This is a genomic window from Streptomyces sp. NPDC054834 (assembly GCF_053611185.1).
The window spans coordinates 41,778-57,238 of the sequence record NZ_JBSGZV010000009.1 but is presented as its reverse complement, the minus strand read 5'-3'; the positions used below and the strand labels follow the sequence as shown (position 1 = coordinate 57,238).

General features: G+C 71.3%; 15 protein-coding genes, 1 tRNA gene and 1 pseudogene. 8 read left to right on the top strand and 9 right to left on the bottom strand.

Features of this window, described 5'->3' with window-relative positions:
• Positions 1-150 precede the first annotated feature (150 nt).
• Complete coding sequence (locus ACWGJM_RS14805; protein WP_453412057.1) at positions 151-1,182, top strand: LacI family DNA-binding transcriptional regulator; 1,032 nt, start codon at positions 151-153, stop codon at positions 1,180-1,182.
• 10 nt (positions 1,183-1,192) lie between these two features.
• Positions 1,193-1,843: a poly-gamma-glutamate hydrolase family protein gene (locus ACWGJM_RS14800; protein WP_453412056.1), complete on the top strand. Its 651-nt coding sequence runs from the start codon at positions 1,193-1,195 to the stop codon at positions 1,841-1,843.
• On the opposite strand, the gene ACWGJM_RS14795 is transcribed toward ACWGJM_RS14800, so the two are convergent.
• Both ACWGJM_RS14795 and ACWGJM_RS14790 read right to left on the bottom strand, forming a co-directional pair.
• Positions 1,807-2,967, bottom strand: a complete 1,161-nt coding sequence (locus tag ACWGJM_RS14795) for a Gfo/Idh/MocA family protein (RefSeq protein WP_453412055.1) — start codon at positions 2,965-2,967, stop codon at positions 1,807-1,809. The two genes, ACWGJM_RS14800 and ACWGJM_RS14795, sit on opposite strands and share 37 nt — an antisense overlap.
• Before the next feature lie 165 nt (positions 2,968-3,132).
• The gene (locus tag ACWGJM_RS14790) at positions 3,133-3,477 is read right to left on the bottom strand and encodes a cupin domain-containing protein (protein WP_453412054.1); all 345 of its coding nucleotides are present in this window, start codon (positions 3,475-3,477) and stop codon (positions 3,133-3,135) included.
• Positions 3,478-3,643: 166 nt separating this feature from the next.
• Between ACWGJM_RS14790 and ACWGJM_RS14785 the strand changes: the two genes are divergently transcribed.
• From ACWGJM_RS14785 to ACWGJM_RS14775, 3 genes are all read left to right on the top strand, one after another.
• On the top strand, positions 3,644-4,156 hold the full coding sequence (locus ACWGJM_RS14785) for a hypothetical protein (RefSeq protein WP_453412053.1): 513 nt from the start codon (positions 3,644-3,646) through the stop codon (positions 4,154-4,156).
• 26 nt (positions 4,157-4,182) lie between these two features.
• Positions 4,183-5,391 (top strand): serine hydrolase domain-containing protein, encoded by a 1,209-nt coding sequence (locus ACWGJM_RS14780; protein ID WP_453412052.1) that lies wholly within the window; start codon positions 4,183-4,185, stop codon positions 5,389-5,391.
• Positions 5,392-5,461: 70 nt separating this feature from the next.
• A tRNA-Pro gene (locus ACWGJM_RS14775) sits at positions 5,462-5,535 on the top strand.
• Here the strand turns inward: ACWGJM_RS14775 and ACWGJM_RS14770 are convergent.
• A complete protein-coding gene (locus tag ACWGJM_RS14770) occupies positions 5,501-6,118 on the bottom strand; it encodes a transposase (protein WP_453412051.1) in 618 nt (205 codons plus the stop codon). The two genes, ACWGJM_RS14775 and ACWGJM_RS14770, sit on opposite strands and share 35 nt — an antisense overlap.
• Before the next feature lie 61 nt (positions 6,119-6,179).
• Between ACWGJM_RS14770 and ACWGJM_RS14765 the strand changes: the two are divergent.
• The 3 genes and pseudogenes from ACWGJM_RS14765 to fumC all read left to right on the top strand — a co-directional run.
• Positions 6,180-6,311, top strand: a pseudogene (locus ACWGJM_RS14765) (IS5/IS1182 family transposase); the annotation flags it as partial.
• A 259-nt stretch (positions 6,312-6,570) separates the two neighbouring features.
• Positions 6,571-8,226 carry an NAD-dependent malic enzyme gene (locus tag ACWGJM_RS14760; protein ID WP_453412050.1) on the top strand — a complete coding sequence of 552 codons (1,656 nt, stop codon included), beginning with the start codon at positions 6,571-6,573 and terminating at the stop codon, positions 8,224-8,226.
• Between the two features lie 35 nt (positions 8,227-8,261).
• Complete coding sequence (gene fumC / locus ACWGJM_RS14755; RefSeq protein ID WP_453412244.1) at positions 8,262-9,683, top strand: class II fumarate hydratase; 1,422 nt, start codon at positions 8,262-8,264, stop codon at positions 9,681-9,683.
• A 256-nt stretch (positions 9,684-9,939) separates the two neighbouring features.
• On the opposite strand, the gene ACWGJM_RS14750 is transcribed toward fumC, so the two are convergent.
• The 6 genes from ACWGJM_RS14750 to ACWGJM_RS14725 are packed head-to-tail and all read right to left on the bottom strand — an operon-like array spanning position 9,940 to position 15,454.
• Positions 9,940-10,647: a GntR family transcriptional regulator gene (locus tag ACWGJM_RS14750; protein WP_453412049.1), complete on the bottom strand. Its 708-nt coding sequence runs from the start codon at positions 10,645-10,647 to the stop codon at positions 9,940-9,942.
• Between the two features lie 22 nt (positions 10,648-10,669).
• Positions 10,670-11,671: a proline racemase family protein gene (locus tag ACWGJM_RS14745; protein WP_453412048.1), complete on the bottom strand. Its 1,002-nt coding sequence runs from the start codon at positions 11,669-11,671 to the stop codon at positions 10,670-10,672.
• 13 nt (positions 11,672-11,684) lie between these two features.
• Entirely contained in the window at positions 11,685-12,575 is an 891-nt protein-coding gene (locus ACWGJM_RS14740; protein WP_453412047.1) for a dihydrodipicolinate synthase family protein, read from the bottom strand.
• A complete protein-coding gene (locus tag ACWGJM_RS14735; protein ID WP_453412046.1) occupies positions 12,575-14,005 on the bottom strand; it encodes an FAD-dependent oxidoreductase in 1,431 nt (476 codons plus the stop codon). The genes ACWGJM_RS14740 and ACWGJM_RS14735 overlap by 1 nt, the downstream gene beginning before the upstream one ends.
• Positions 13,989-14,297, bottom strand: a complete 309-nt coding sequence (locus ACWGJM_RS14730) for a (2Fe-2S)-binding protein (RefSeq protein ID WP_453412045.1) — start codon at positions 14,295-14,297, stop codon at positions 13,989-13,991. The genes ACWGJM_RS14735 and ACWGJM_RS14730 overlap by 17 nt, the downstream gene beginning before the upstream one ends.
• Positions 14,294-15,454, bottom strand: coding sequence for an NAD(P)/FAD-dependent oxidoreductase (locus tag ACWGJM_RS14725; RefSeq protein WP_453412044.1), 1,161 nt, complete (start codon positions 15,452-15,454; stop codon positions 14,294-14,296). Before ACWGJM_RS14725 ends, ACWGJM_RS14730 begins: the two co-directional genes overlap by 4 nt.
• Positions 15,455-15,461 lie beyond the last annotated feature (7 nt).

Sequence of the window (15,461 nt, the reverse complement as noted above, 5' to 3'; positions counted from 1 at the left end):
CTTCGGTCGACGGAGCGAGTCGGCCTTTCGGTCACGGGAGCGAGCTGGCTCCGGGAGCGACGCGGCTCTGTCATTCTTGTCAGTACAAACCCCTCGAACAACCAGCACGAGGCCATCAAAAACCCCTCAAGGCGCCGAGGAGTCCCCGTCATGGGCCATCCCTTCCCGATACGTGAGATCGCACGTCAGGCCGGTCTCAGCGAGGCCACAGTGGACCGTGTGCTGAACGGCAGGGGAGGTGTGCGGCAGAGCACCGCGCAGGAGGTGCACCGGGCCATCGCGGACCTGGACCGGCAGCGCACCCAGGTCCGGCTGGTCGGCAGGACCTTCATGGTCGACATCGTGATGCAGTCACCCGAGCGCTTCAGCACGGCCGTGCGCGCCGCTCTGGAGGCCGAACTGCCGGCACTGCACCCGGCGGTGCTCCGCTCCCGCTTCCACTTCCGGGAGACCGGGCCGGTGCGGGAACTGGCCGGCACCCTGGACCGGATCGCGCGGCGCGGCTCGCAGGGCGTGATCCTCAAGGCCCCCGACGTCCCCGAGGTCAGCGCCGCCGTCGGACGGCTGGCCGCGGCCGGGATCCCGGTCGTCACCCTGGTCACCGACCTGCCCGCCACCGGCCGGCTCGGCTACGTCGGCATCGACAACCGGGCGGCCGGGTCCACCGCCGCCTACCTGATGGGCCAGTGGCTCGGCGACCGGCCCGGCAACGTCCTCACCAGCCTCAGCAGCGGGTTCTTCCGCAACGAGGAGGAGCGGGAGATGGGCTTCCGCAGCGCCATGCGGGCCCGGTACCCCGAGCGCGCGCTGGTGGAGATCGCCGAGGGGCAGGGGCTGGACGCCACCCAGTACGACCTGGTGCGGGCCGCCCTGGAACGGGACCCGGAGATCCGCGCGGTGTACTCGATCGGCGGCGGCAACATCGCCACGCTGCGGGCCTTCGCGGACCTCGGCCGCCCGTGCGCCGTGTTCGTCGCGCACGACCTCGACCAGGACAACACCCGTCTGCTGCGCGAGCACCGCCTGTCCGCCGTGCTGCACCACGACCTGCGCCACGACCTGCGCGAGGCCTGCCACCTGGTGATGCGCGCCCACGGCGCCCTGCCCCCGGCGGGGCCGACCCTGCCGTCGGCGATCCAGGTCGTCACGCCGTACAACATGCCCGTGCAGACAGCGAGTTGAAGGAGGCGGAGTGACGCGCGCCGAGCAGACCGAACACCTGGAGATCGAGGGCGTCCCCCTGGTCGCGACCCTCGTGCGGGGCGGCGACATAGGACTGCTGGCCCTGCACGGCAGCAACGAGGGCGGCACGGCCGAACTCGCGCGCATCGTGGCCCGCCGCTGCGGCGCCACCAGTCTGGTCTTCACCCAGCCGGAGACCCGGCGGCCCGTGCACATCCCGTCCCCGCGCATGGCCGTGGAGCACTGCGCGCTCCTGCGCGCGTTCCTGTCCCGGGTCTCCCTCACGGTCTCCCTGCACGGCCACATGCGCCCCGAGGCTCCCCGCACCGTCTTCCTGGGCGGCGGCAACCGGGACGCGGCGCTCGTCCTCGCCCGGGAACTGAGTGCCCTGGCCCCCGGGTTCCGGGTCGTCACGCACGTCCCGGAGATACCGGCCGCCCTGCGCGGACTGCATCCCAGGAACCCGGTCAACCTCACCCGCCGGGCAGGGGTCCAGGTGGAACTGCCGCTCCTGGCCCGCACCAGCGGCCCGGCCAGACAGGACGGCGTCCCCGACGAACCCCCGCCGCCGGTGATCGAGGCGCTGGTCGCCGGTGTCGGCCGCCTCACCGCCGACCCGGACGGTCAGGAACCGGCCACCTCCACCCAGGAGCCGCTCTGAGCCGACCGCACCATGGCGTCCAGCGCCTCCGCGCCGCGCACGGCGTCCGTGAGCGTCGCGCCGTACGGCTTGTCCTCGGCGATCGAGCGCAGGAAGCGGTGCGCCTCGATGACCTTCAGGTCGTCGTAGCCCATGGCGTTGGCCGCGCCGGGCTGGAACGCGCGGAAGTCGCCGTCGCCGGGGCCGACGTAGAGGGTGCTGACGGGCTGGTCCTGGTATTGCGTGCCGCGGCTGACACCGAGTTCGCCCATGCGGCGGAAGTCCCAGTGCACCGCTCCCTGGGTGCCGTGGACTTCGAAGCCGTAGTTGTTCTGCTCGCCGACGGAGACGCGGCAGGCTTCGAGGGTGCCGCGGGCGCCGGAGGTGAAGCGGAGCAGGCAGTTGACGTAGTCCTCGTTCTCGACGGGGCCGGGTTCGCCGCCGGTGGCCCGGGTGTGGCCGGCGGTGGCGCCGGTGGGGCGGGCCCGCTCGGGGATGAAGGTTGCGGTGTCTGCGGTGAGGGACGCGATGTCGCCGAGGAGGTACCGGGCGAGGTCGATGCCGTGTGAGGCGAGGTCGCCGAGGACTCCGCTGCCGCCCCGCTCCCGCTCGTACCGCCAGGTGAGTGCGCCGTCGGGGTGGGCCGCGTAGTCGCTCAGGAGGCGGATGCGGGCGTGGGTGACGGTGCCGATCTGGCCGGAGGTGATCAGGTCGCGGGCGGTCTCGACGGCGGGCGCGTTGCGGTAGTTGAAGCCGACGGTGCTGTGCACGCCCGCCTTGGCGGCCGCGTCGGCGACCGCGCGGGCGTCGTGGGCGGTCAGGCCCACCGGTTTCTCGATCCAGATGTGCTTGCCGGCCTCGGCCATCGCGACGCCGATCTGTCGGTGCAGGAAGTTGGGGGCGGTGATGCTGACCGCCTGCACGCGGGGGTCGGCGGCCACCTCCCGCCAGTCGCGGGTGGCCGAGGCGAACCCGTACTGGGCGGCGGCTTCCTCGGCGCGGCCGGGCACTTCCTCGGCGACCGTCACCAGCTCCGTCCGCAGGGGCAGTTGCGGGTAGTGGTGCGGGAGGCGGGCGTATGCCTGGGTGTGCACCCGGCCCATCCAGCCGAACCCGACGACGGCGACCCCCAGCGTCTCCACCATGACAGCCCCTCTCCGAGCCTCGCGAACGGACCTCAACCCAGATTTTTCGGACCGCTCCATTTTCTGTCCAGGTCCCCCTGAGCGGGCCTCTCCCGCGTTTCAGCGCCGGCGTTCCGGATCCGGGGGCGCTCCGGATCCGGGGGACGACGGCGGCGCCCCCGGCCGTCACAGGTTGATCGCGTACACCTTCCGCAACGTCTCGTGGACCGTCCACGTCGTACGGTCGCCCGCGCGCAGCACCGCCATGTCGCCGGGCCCGACCCGGAGCGTGGGCGCGCCCTCGACCTCGATCGTGGCCGAGCCGCCGAGCACCACGAACAGTTCGTCCGCCTCGGTGTCCGTGACCACGCCCGGAGTGATCTGCCAGATGCCGCGGACCTGCTTGCCGTCCGCCGATTCCCAGACCACCTTTCCGGTCACCTCGGGCGTGCCGGAGAGGATCTGCTCCGGGTCGAGCGGCTCGGGTTCGAGCTCGGCGTCGGGGACGTGCAGGGCGAAACTGTGGGTCATGCCGGCGACCCTAGCCGGGGGGTACGACGCCCGGGCGTGGACACAGTGTGGGGTATCGGCGCGGCTCGGGAGACGCTTCGTCGCGGCCGCGGTGAAGTGGCGCGACGCGTGGGAGCGGGTGATCGTTGGAAGCACCGCCCTTGTGAGCCCGCGAAGAGAGCAGCCCATGACGGACCCCGCGGAGGCCGTGCCCCGGCGGCCGGCGCACGACCGCCGGTCCATGCTGCTCTTCGGCGGGGTCTACGGCGCCGTGGTGGCCAGCGCCGTGGTGGCGGCGCTCACCGAGTACGGGCGCTTCTCCCGGGCCGACCGGCGCTACGACGCCGCGTGGCTGCTGGTGACCGCCCTGGCCTCCGCCCTGGCGCACGGCTACGCCCACTACATCGCCGAGCGCGGGCCCCGTCTGCGCGGGGAGGCCCTGCGCGCGCTCGCCGCCGAGTGGCCACTGGTCGTCGCCATGCTGCCCAGTGCCCTGATCCTCGCGGGCGCGGGCTGGGGCTGGTGGCCGACGAGGAGCGTCGAGTACACGGCGTTCTCCTTCAACATCGTCCTGCTGTTCTGCCTGGGCCTGGCCTCGGCGAGGTCCGCGGGCCGCAGATGGGCCGTCGCGGTGGCCACCGGGCTGGGGGACGCGTTGATCGGGGTGTTCGTGGTGGTGGCCAACGCGCTCATCAAGTAGCGGCCGCTCGTGTCAATATGGTGCTTATGGCCCGTATGGCCGGTGCCCGTGCGATTTCGCTGTGTGCCGCCGCCCTTCTCGCCGTGGCCCTCCAGACGCCGGCGGTGCCGGCCGCCGAGCGCCCCGGCCAGGGCTGCGTCCCCGGCGGGCGGAGCACCGACGACCGGGCGCGGCGGGTGAGCGACATCGTGCGGAAGGCCCAGCGGGAGCTCGATCTCAAGGCCGTACTGGTACGGGTCACGGTGGACGGCGCCGAGCTGGTCACCGACGCGGCCGGTGAGTCGATGGCCGGTGTCCCGGCCACGCCGGACATGCACTTCCGCTCCGGTGCGGTCGCTTTCGCCTACCTCGGAACCGTGCTGCTCCAGCTCGTCGACGAAGGCCGGGTGGGCCTCGACGAACCGGTCTCCCGCTGGCTGCCCGACCTGCCGCACGGCGACGAGATCACGCTGCGGATGCTCGGTGACTCCACCTCGGGCCTCCACGACTACGTCACCGACCCGGCGTTCGTGAAGCGGTTCTACGCCGACCCCTTCCGCCAGTGGGCCCCGCGCGAGCTGCTCGGGTTCTCCCTCACCCACCCCCTGTGGTACGAGCCGGGCTCGAACTGGAGCTACTCGCACGCCAACTTCGTCCTCCTCGGCCAGGCCCTGGAGAAGATCACCGGCACCCCGCTGGACAGGCTGCTGCGCGAGCGCGTCCTGGACCCGCTGGGGCTGAGCGGGACCGTCAACGACTTCACCCCGGAGATCCCGTCGCCCGTGCTGCACGCCTACGACGGCGAACGCGGCAGGTACGAGGAGTCCACCTTCTGGAACCCGTCCTGGACCACCGTCCCGGGCGCCGTCCTCACCAGCGACATCTGCGACCTGGCGCGCTCGGCCCAGGGCATCGGCTCGGGCGAACTCCTCTCCCGGCACGCCCACCAAGGGCAGCTCGACCCCGGCACCCCCGGCCTCGGCACCCCGACCGCGGGCTGCCCCGTCACCGTGTGCCTGAAGCAGACCGAGGACTTCCACTTCGGGGTGGGCGTCATCGTCAAGAACGGCTGGGTCGTGCAGAACCCGTCCTTCGCCGGTTTCGCGGCGGTGCAGGCGTACGAGCCCGACGAGAAGCTCGCCATCGCCGTGTCCACGACCGTGGGGCAGAAGGCACCCCAGGGCAACACGGCCCAGACGGTCACCGACCGCATCGCGTCCGCCCTGGCGCCGGGCCACCCGCTCGACCTGCCCTGACCGCAGCACCTGTACGGGTGCGGTAGGGTTGACCTGCGCGATCACGCGGCACACCCGCGTGGCAGCGCACCGGGACGTGGCGCAGCTTGGTAGCGCACTTGACTGGGGGTCAAGGGGTCGCAGGTTCAAATCCTGTCGTCCCGACTCGAAGATTGCTTCGTAGTCGCATGTCAGAGCCCTGTTTCGCATCAGCGAAACAGGGCTCTTGATTTCCGGGCAATGGAACCCGGGCGCCCGCCCGACGCGCCGGTGTCGAGGAACGCGGCGATCTCGGGCCACCAGCGGTCGACGGCGGTGGCGAGTTGTCGCACTTCGGGGAAGTCGGAATCCGCGAACCACGTGAGGAACTTCCACCGGGCCTGGCCGACTTGGTGGCGGTCGGCGCCGGTGCGAGAAGGTTGCGCAGGTTCTCCTTGTTCCGCATGATCGTGAACTGTTCGCCGGTGAGGTCCTCGCGGTTGCGGAGCAGGCATCGGCGGCCCTTCCACTCCGGGCCACCCGCGCGTCCACGCCGTTGGCGGACCTCGGCGGTGGTGCGGCGCCGGACCACGGAGAGCATCTTGTCGGCGAGCTGCACGACGTGGAGGTGGTCGACCATGACAATGGCGTCGGGCAGGCCGGTGCGGATCGTGGCGCGGTAGCTGGCCGACATGTCCATGCCCGGCACCTTCACCTCGGGCAGCGGGGCGTCGACGACCGCGCGTGCGGATGCACGGAAGGCGCTCATCACCGTCGGCCAGGACACATACAGGTCGCGGGCGGCCTGGATGGCCGTGGCTCGGTGAACGTCACCCACACTGCCCGGCCGCGCCCACGATCTGACCGCGGCCCGCGTCCACCGCATCATCCGGACCTGCGAACGCCACGGCGTCCCAGCCCTCGCCGACCGTGCCCGCATCGGAGCCGGCCCGTGGGTGACTGATCCTTCTGCGCAGAGAACAGAAATGATCAACCAGGACCACGGGCGTCCCGCGTCCAGGGGCCCCAGTCCCGCCATGCACATGACCCACCGCGACGAATGGTAGGCGTGCCTTACGAGACGCATCGCTCGACTTCGAAGACCCGCGTTGGACGCGGCGAGGTGAAGACACTACGCTGCGAATAAGCGGGGGGATTTGCGGAGTTATGCCCGGGCTGGCGCACAGCGTCAATGCCCGAAACCCTGCTGAAGGGGCATCCATGCCTGTCGAACCGACCGTCCTGCAGGATCGATACCGAAACCGCGGCACCGCTTACACACTGGAGGAGCGGGCGAAGCTCGGGATCACCGGGCGGCTGCCGGCGGCCGTCGAGACCCTCGAGGGACAGGCCGACCGGGCCTACGCACAGCTCAAGCAGAAATCGTCCGATCTGCAGAAGTACATCTACCTCAATGAGATTCACGACCGTAACCAGGTTCTGTACTTCAAGCTACTCGCCGACCACCTCGACGAGCTGCTGCCCGTTGTGTACGACCCGACCGTGGGAGACGCGATCCAGCAATGGTCCGTCGACTATCGCGACTCACGCGCGGTGTACCTGTCAATCAACCGTCCCGAGGACGTGAAAGCGTCATTCGAATCCCTCGGCCTTGGTGCGGACGAGGTCGATCTGATCGTCGTCTCCGATGCTCAGGAGATTTTGGGAATCGGGGACTGGGGTGTCAACGGGACCGACATTTCCGTCGGTAAGCTCGCCGTCTATACGGCCGCAGCCGGCATCGACCCCAACCGGGTCATCGCCGTGAACCTCGATGTCGGGACAGACAACCAGCAACTGCTCAACAGCCCGCCCTACCTGGGCAACCGGCATGCGCGGGTGACCGGTAAGCGGTACGACGACTTCATCACCCTCTATCTCCAGACCGTGTCCGAGCTGTTCCCGAACGCGCTGCTGCACTTCGAGGACTTCGGGCCCTCGAACGCCCGGCGGATCTTGGTGGAGAACGCGGACAGGTACCGGGTCTTCAATGACGACATGCAGGGCACCGGGGCGATCGTCATGGCGTCGGTGTTCTCTGCCCTGAAGGTCACAGGGGCACGCTGGTCCGAGCAGCGGCTGGTGGTCTTCGGAGCGGGAACCGCCGGCACCGGCATGGCCGACCAGATCCACGCTGCGATGGTGCGTGACGGTGCCACACCCGCAGAGGCCAAGAGCAACATCTGGCTCATCGACGTCCACGGCCTCGTGACCGACGACATGGCGGACCTGCCCGACTACCAGCGGGCGTACGCGAGGCCGAAATCCGAGGTGAGCGCGTGGGCAGACGGTGAGATCGACCTGTTGACCACCATCAAGCATGTCAAACCCACCATCCTCATCGGCACGTCGACCGTCCATGACGCCTTCACTGAGGACGTCGTGCGCGCCCTGGCCGAGGGAGTGGACCGTCCGATTCTCCTGCCCCTGTCAAATCCGACGAGTCGCATCGAGGTCATGCCTTCTGACGCGATTGTCTGGTCGGAGGGCAAAGCGCTGATGGCGGTCGGCATCCCGGTCGGACCGGTGGACTACGACGGCATCTCATACGAGATCGGACAAGCCAACAACGCGCTCCTTTATCCAGGGCTCGGGCTCGGCACGATCGTTTCGGGTGCCCGTCACGTGACCGACAGCATGCTGCTCGCCGCTGCCGAAGCCGTGGCCGGCCAGGTCGATGTGTCCCGTCCGGGGGCCTCCCTCCTGCCGCCGGTTGCGAACCTCAGGGCGTCCTCGGCCACAGTCGCCGTCGCCGTCGCCCGCGCCGCGGCACAGGATGGAGTCGCCACGAAGACGCACGAAAACCTCATTCAAGCGGTCCAGGACGCGATGTGGCAGCCGGTCTATCCCCTGGGCGATGTGGAGCACGCGAAGTGAGCCAGGACGACCAGTCGGTCCCCGAGATGCAGGAAATGCCGATCGGGATCCAGGCCGATGGACAGCGCGAAGAATTTGACAGTATGGGCACGGTCGAGGTGCCGGCGGACCGCTACTGGGGTGCGCAGACGCAACGGTCGCTGATCCACTTCTCCATCGGTGGCGACCGGATGCCCAAGGAGGTCTACCACGCCTACGGCTATGTGAAGAAAGCGGCAGCGCTGGTGAACGCCGCCGCCGACCGGCTGCCCGAATGGAAGAAACAGGCGGTCGTACGAGCTGCGGAGGAAGTCGTCGAGGGCGAGCTCGACGAGCACTTCCCCCTCTTCGTCTGGCAGACAGGGTCAGGCACCCAAAGCAACATGAACGTCAACGAGGTCATCTCCAACCGTGCGTCGCAGTTGCTCGGCGGCACGCTCGGGAGCCAGAAGCCGGTCGGCCCGAACGACGACGTCAACATGGGGCAGTCCAGTAACGACAGCTTCGCGTCCGCGATGCACATCGCCGCAGTGCAGGAAATCGACGACCATCTACTGCCTAAGGCGCGAGACCTTGCCGCGGTCCTCGAGGCAAAGGCCGAAGAGTGGGCCACGGTCGTGAAGATCGGCCGCACGCACCTCGAAGACGCCGTCCCCCTTACCGTGGGACAAGAGTGGTCAGGTTACGCCGCCCAACTACGCGCCTGCACCGAGGAGATCGAGCACACCCGCAGGGGGCTGCTCGAGCTGGCCCTGGGCGGCACCGCCGTGGGAACAGGATTGAACGCGCCGAAGAACTTCAGCCGTGACATCGCGGCGCAGATCGCCGAACTGACCGGCAAGCCGTTCGTCACCGCGGAAAACAAGTTCATGGCGCAGGGGTCGCTGGACCCCATGGTGCGGGCACACGGAGCACTTCGCGGACTGGCCGTCGCCGTGATGAAGATCGCGAATGACATGCGATGGCTGGCCTCAGGCCCACGCACCGGCTTCGCCGAGCTGCTGCTTCCCCAGAACGAACCCGGCTCTTCGATCATGCCCGGCAAAGTCAACCCGACCCAGTGCGAAGCCATCGTGATGATCGCGATCCAGGTGCTCGGCAACGACTCCGCGGTGGCGTTCGCCGGAAGCCAGGGCAACTTCGAACTGAACGCGATGCGCCCAATGATCATCAAGAATTTCCTGCACTCCGCGCGCATCCTCGCCGACGGGATGGAGAAGTTCCGAACGTTCTCCGTCGAAGGCACCGAGCTCAACCGAGCGAAAATAGCGCAATACGTGAACGAGAGCCTCATGCTGGTCACGGCGCTGAGCCCCGTCATCGGTTACCAGAAGGCCGCGCACATTGCTGAGTCCGCGCTCGCCAACAACCAGACCCTCAAAGAGGCCGCGCTGGCAAGCGGTCACGTCGACGAAAAAACGTTCGACGCCGTTGTCGATCCACTCTCCATGGTGGGTGACGGCGTTTCCGGTGCCTGATCATGGCGGTCTTCCACGCGTCACGCCCGCCTCAGCCCGAGTTGTCAGGCCGGGTGGACCCGCGCCTGGCCCCCGCACCCCGGCTTCCGCATCGACATCAGCGGTCCGGGCGGGCACCGCCACGGCGTCGGCTCGTCCCTCGCTCCTCCGGGCCTGTTACTGCCCGTCCGCTCGTCAGCCGGGCCGGGAATGCTCCGGAGGCACTGGCGGCCGATCGTGAGGCGGTCACCGTACGTCCCGAGCGTCCCGGGAGTCGTCACTCCCGCGCCGCCCACAGCCCCCGCACATGCCCCAGGTGCCGGGTCATGACCTCGCGCACCGCCGTCTCGTCGCGGGCCAGCAACGCGTCGAGGAGTTCCAGGTGTTCCTCGGCGGAGGCCAGCAGGCGGCCCGCCTCCAGCAGTGCGGTGAGACCGTAGAGGCGGGAGCGTCCGCGCAGGTCGGCGACCACCTCGACCAGGTGGGTGTTGCCGGCCAGGGCGAGCAGGCCGAGGTGGAAGCGGGTGTCGGCCTCGACGTACGCGATGAGGTCGCCCGCCGCCGCGGCGGTGACGATCTCCCGGGCGGCCGGGCGCAGCGCCTCCAGACGGGCGCGGTCCGCGGTGCCGGTCAGGGCGACCACGGTGGGGATCTCGATGAGCGCGCGGACGTGCGTGTACTCGTCGAGCTGCCGGTCGGAGACGGCGGTGACCCGGAAGCCCTTGTTGGGGACCGCGTCGACCAGGCCCTCCTTGGCCAGGTCGAGCATCGCCTCCCGCACCGGTGTCGCGGAGACGCCGAAGCGGGCGGCCAGGGAGGGAGCCGAATAGACCTCGCCGGGCCGCAGTTCCCCCGCGATCAGCGCGGCCCGCAGCGCGTCGGCGACCCGCTCCCGGTAGCTGCTGCGCCTGCCGCCCAGCCGGGGGAGTACGGGGGCCTCGGCGGCCGGGGCCGGCTGCTGCGGCTGCTGTGCCATGTCACGCATCACCGGGGGAGTCTAGAGGAGCCTAGAGGACGAAGCCCGCGGGGAACGGGTCCGTGGGGTCGAGGAGGTACTGGGCCGTGCCCGTGATCCAGGCGCGGCCCGTGAAGCTCGGCAGCACGGCCGGGATCCCGGCGACCTCGGTCGTGCCGAGCAGCCGGCCGGTGAACCGGGTGCCGATGAAGGACTCGTTCACGAACTCGGTGTGCAACGGCAGTTCGCCCCGCGCGTGCAGTTGCGCCATGCGCGCGCTCGTCCCGGTGCCACAGGGCGAGCGGTCGAACCAGCCGGGGTGGATGGCCATCGCGTGCCGGGAGTGGCGGGCGGTGGCGCCGGGTGCGTACAGGTGGACGTGGTGGCAGCCCCGGATGGACGGGTCCTCGGGGTGGACCGGCTCCTCCGCGCTGTTGATGGCCTCCATCAGGGACAGGCCGGCGGAGAGGATCTCGTCCTTGCGGGCGCGGTCGAAGGGCAGGCCGAACTCCTCCAGCGGCAGGATGGCGTAGAAGTTGCCGCCGTAGGCGAGGTCGTAGGTCACCGTCCGCCCGCCGTCGAGCACGGCCTTGCGGTCCAGGCCGACGGAGAAGGACGGCACATTGCGCAACGTGACGTTCCGGGCGGCACCGTCCTCGACCGCCACCTCGGCGACGACGAGCCCGGCCGGGGTGTCCAGGCGGATGGTGGTGACCGGCTCGACGACCTCCACCATGCCGGTCTCCACCAGCACGGTCGCCACGCCGATGGTGCCGTGCCCGCACATCGGCAGATAGCCGGAGACCTCGATGTAGACCACCCCCCAGTCGCAGTCGGGCCGGGTCGGCGGCTGGAGGATCGCGCCGCTCATCGCGGAGTGCCCGCGCGGCTCGTTCATCAGCAACTGCTTGATGTCGTCGCGGTGTTCACGGAAGTACAGCCGGCGCTCGTTCATCGTCGCGCCGGGGACGGTGCCGATCCCGCCGGTGATCACCCGGGTGGGCATGCCCTCGGTGTGCGAGTCGACGGCGTGCAGGACGAGCTTGCTGCGCATGATCCCACTCCTCCTAGGCCAGGCCCGCCGCGACGGCCTTCCCGGTGGCCGCCCGGACGGCGGCCTCCTGCTCGGATGCCAGCGGCATGCGCGGCGGCCGTACGGGACCGCCGTACCGTCCCACGACGTCCATGGACAGCTTGATCGCCTGCACGAACTCCGTGCGCGAGTCCCAGCGCAGCAGCGGGTGCAGCTGCCGGTAGAGCCGCTCGGCCGTGACCAGGTCGCCGCCGGTGGCCGCGTGGTAGAGCTCGACGCAGGCGGTGGGCAGCGCGTTCGGGTAGCCGGCCACCCAGCCCCTGGCCCCGGCGATCGCCAGCTCCAGCAGCACGTCGTCGGCGCCGATCAACAGGTCCAGTTCCGGGGCGAGTTCGGCGATACGGTAGGCGCGGCGGACGTCGCCCGAGAACTCCTTCACCCCGTGGATCAGGCCCTCGTCGTGCAGCTGGGCCAGGAGTTCGGGCACGAGGTCGACCTTGGTGTCGATCGGGTTGTTGTACGCCACCACCGGCAGGCCCGCCTTCGCGACCTCCGCGTAGTGGGCGAGCACGGAACGCTCGTCGGCACGGTAGGCGTTGGGCGGCAGCAACATCACCGCGCCGCAGCCCGCCTCCCGGGCCTGTTCGGCCCAGCGGCGGGCCTCGGCCGAGCCGTAGGCGGCGACGCCCGGCATCACGCGCCGCCCGCCGACCGCGGCGACGGCCGTCTCGACGACCTTGGCGCGCTCGGCGGGGGTGAGCACCTGGTACTCGCCGAGCGAGCCGTTCGGCACGACGCCGTCACAGCCGTTGTCGACGAGCCAGGCGCAGTGCTCGGCGTACCTGTCGTAGTTCACGGTGAGGTCGTCGTCGAGCGGGAGGGCGGTGGCGACGAGGACGCCGTGCCAGGGGCGGTGGTCGGTCATCAAGGTCCTTCCTCGGTGGGGTCTTCCTCGGTGGGGTCTTCGAAACCTCCGGCCAGCACGCCCAGGGGTACGGGGCGGGCGAACGGCCGCCGCACGGAGGTGAGTTCGCATCCGGCGAGGCCCGCCACCGCCGGTCCGCACATCCGGCCCTGGCACCAGCCCATCCCGGCCCGGGTGAGCAGCTTCACGGTGCGCGGATCGCCCGCGCCGAGCTCGCGCACGGCCGCGCGGACCTCACCGGCGGTGACCTCCTCGCAGCGGCAGGCCACGGTGTCGTCCGGGACGCGGTCCGGCCAGCGGGCGTCGGGCGCGTACACCGCGTCGACGGCCGTGAAGAACGCCCTCAGGCGCGTACGGGCCCGGGCCGCCGCCGACCAGGCCGCGGGGTCGGGATCCCGGCCGTGCAGCCGGGCGGCGATGGAGCGGCCGGCGATGTGCCCCTCGGCGAGGGCGAGGGCCGCGCCGCCGATGCCGGTTGCCTCGCCGGCCGCCCAGACGCCGGGGACGTCGGTGCGCTGCTCGTCGTCGACGTGCACCCGCTGCCCGTCCAGGGCGCAGCCCAGCGTCTCGGCGAGGTCGGTGTGCGGCAGCATGCCGTGGCCGACCGCGAGGGCGTCGCAGGTCAGGCGGCGCGCACTGCCGGGCCTGACCCGGCCGGAGGCGTCCAGGGCGGCGACGGTCACCGCCTCCAGCCGGTCCGTGCCGTGCGCCTCGACGATCGCGTGGCGGGACAGGAGGCGTGTGCGGTGCCGCAGGAGCCGTACCGCGTACCCGGCGCCCTCGGCGAGCTTGCCGGGCTGCGCGGCCAGCGCCGCCGGGCGGCGGGCCAGGGCCTTCGGGTCGGCCGACTCCACGAGCGCGGTGACGCGCGCGCCCGCCGCCGCGAGGCCGGTGGCGACCGGCAGCAGCAGCGGCCCGGTCCCGGCGACCACGGCCGTCCGCCCCGGCAGCACCAGCCCGCCCTTGAGCATGGCCTGCGCACCGCCCGCGGTGACGACGCCGGGCAGCGTCCAGCCGGGGAAGGGCAGTGCGACCTCGTAACCGCCGGTGGCCAGGAGCACCGCTTCGGCGCGCACCGCCGCGGGTTCCTCCTGCGCGGGGCCGCGCAGCGCGTGCACGATGAAGCCGGCCGACTGCCGCTCAACGCACCAGACATGATGATCCGTCAGGTGGATGACGCGTCCCGCCGTGCGATGCCCGTCGAGTCCGTCCCGCAGCCGCTCCCAGGTGCGCCACTGGTGGTGCAGCGCGCGGGCGCGGCGCGCGCCGAGGGCGGTGGCGGGCTGCCGGTAGAACTGGCCGCCCGCCTCCGGACCGGCGTCCACGAGGGCGACGTGCACCCCGCGTGCCGCCGCGGCCAGGGTCGCGGCGAGCCCCGCCGGGCCCGCGCCGATCACGGCGAGGCGCACCCGCTCAGCCGTCGTGGCCATCGTGCCCCGTCCCCTCCTGCGTGCGGATGACGTCGCCCGGCCGTACGGGCACCAGGCAAGCCCGTTGGTTCGGGCTGCCGTTGACCGTCACCAGGCAGTCGAAGCAGACCCCGATGCCGCAGAAGACGCCGCGGGGGCGGCCCTCGCGCCGGGTGGTGCGCCACGCGGTCACGCCCGCCGCCCAGAGCATGGCGGCTACCGTCTGGCCGGGGAGCGCCTCGACCGGGCGGCCGTCGAAGGTGACCGTGAACGCGGGGCCGGGCCGTGCCCCGGCCAACTCCAGTGGATTCACGCGGTGTTCACCCCGTTCGTCGCGAACCGCTCCGGCCGGAAGGGCGCGAGGTCCAGTTCCGGCGGTGTCCCGGTCAATGCCTGGGCGATCAAGTGGCCTGTTCCGGTGGCCAGTCCGATGCCCGCGCCCTCGTGCCCGCAGGCGTGCAGCAGCCCGGGCACGCGCGCATCGGGGCCGATCGCGGGCAGGTGATCGGGCAGGTACGGCCGGAAGCCCAGGTACGTCCGCATCGCGCGGACCCGCTCCAGGAACGGGAACAGCCGTGTCGCCCCGGCTGCCAGGGCCCGTACGACGGGCAGCGAGAACGAGCGGTCGAAGCCGACCCGTTCGCGGCTGGCGCCGATGAGCACGGGTCCGGCGGCCGTGCCCTCGACGACCGGTGAGGTCTGGAGCGCGGCCGAGTCGCTGGCCACGTCGGCCACGTAGTCCGCGGCGTACACCTTGTGCCGCACCAGCCGGGGCAGCGGCTCGGTCACCAGGACGAAGCCGCGCCTCGGCCGGACGGGAAGGCGCACGCCGGCCAGACGGGCCAGGTCGCCGCCCCAGGTCCCGGCGGCGTTCACCACGGCCGGCGCGTGGACGTCGCCGCGGTCGGTGCGTACGCCGCGCACCGCGCCGCCGGCCGTGCGCAGCACACCGGTCACCGTCCAGCCCGTGCACAGGCGGGCGCCCGAGGCGTGGATCAGGCGGGCGGCGGCCAGCGCCGGCATGACCTGGGCGTCCTGCGGATAGTGCACGGCGCCCGCCAGGCCGGGCGCCAGATGCGGTTCGAGGTCGGCGAGCCGGTCCGCGTCCACGGGCGCCGCGGTGACCCCGGCGGCCCGCTGACCGGCGGCGAAGCCTGCCAGGGCGGCGAGGTCCTCGGGGGTGGTGGCCACCACGACGCCGCCCTTGGGCTCGTACTCGTACGCCGCGCCGTCCTCGCCGGCCAGGTCCGACCACAACCGGGCGGAGAGCAGGGCGAGCGCGAGCTCCGGGCCGGGCTCCTTGTCGGAGACGAGCAGGTTGCCCTCGCCCGCTCCGGTGGTGCCGCCGGCCACCGGGCCCCGGTCGACGAGGAGGACGTCCAGGCCCGCCCGTGCCGCGTACAGGGCACAGGCCGCGCCCGTCATCCCCGCGCCGACCACCACGACATCGCAGGTCAGTCGCTTCGCCACGTCAGTA

Excerpts from the sequence above, each read along its gene's own strand:
- ACWGJM_RS14805 (WP_453412057.1), top strand. The coding sequence starts at position 151 with ATGGGCCATCCCTTCCCGATACGTGAGATCGCACGTCAGGCCGGTCTC.
- ACWGJM_RS14795 (WP_453412055.1), bottom strand. The coding sequence starts at position 2,967 with ATGGTGGAGACGCTGGGGGTCGCCGTCGTCGGGTTCGGCTGGATGGGC.
- ACWGJM_RS14790 (WP_453412054.1), bottom strand. The coding sequence starts at position 3,477 with ATGACCCACAGTTTCGCCCTGCACGTCCCCGACGCCGAGCTCGAACCC.
- ACWGJM_RS14785 (WP_453412053.1), top strand. The coding sequence starts at position 3,644 with ATGACGGACCCCGCGGAGGCCGTGCCCCGGCGGCCGGCGCACGACCGC.
- ACWGJM_RS14780 (WP_453412052.1), top strand. The coding sequence starts at position 4,183 with ATGGCCCGTATGGCCGGTGCCCGTGCGATTTCGCTGTGTGCCGCCGCC.
- ACWGJM_RS14770 (WP_453412051.1), bottom strand. The coding sequence starts at position 6,118 with ATGAGCGCCTTCCGTGCATCCGCACGCGCGGTCGTCGACGCCCCGCTG.
- ACWGJM_RS14760 (WP_453412050.1), top strand. The coding sequence starts at position 6,571 with ATGCCTGTCGAACCGACCGTCCTGCAGGATCGATACCGAAACCGCGGC.
- fumC (WP_453412244.1), top strand. The coding sequence starts at position 8,262 with ATGCCGATCGGGATCCAGGCCGATGGACAGCGCGAAGAATTTGACAGT.
- ACWGJM_RS14750 (WP_453412049.1), bottom strand. The coding sequence starts at position 10,647 with ATGCGTGACATGGCACAGCAGCCGCAGCAGCCGGCCCCGGCCGCCGAG.
- ACWGJM_RS14745 (WP_453412048.1), bottom strand. The coding sequence starts at position 11,671 with ATGCGCAGCAAGCTCGTCCTGCACGCCGTCGACTCGCACACCGAGGGC.
- ACWGJM_RS14740 (WP_453412047.1), bottom strand. The coding sequence starts at position 12,575 with ATGACCGACCACCGCCCCTGGCACGGCGTCCTCGTCGCCACCGCCCTC.
- ACWGJM_RS14735 (WP_453412046.1), bottom strand. The coding sequence starts at position 14,005 with ATGGCCACGACGGCTGAGCGGGTGCGCCTCGCCGTGATCGGCGCGGGC.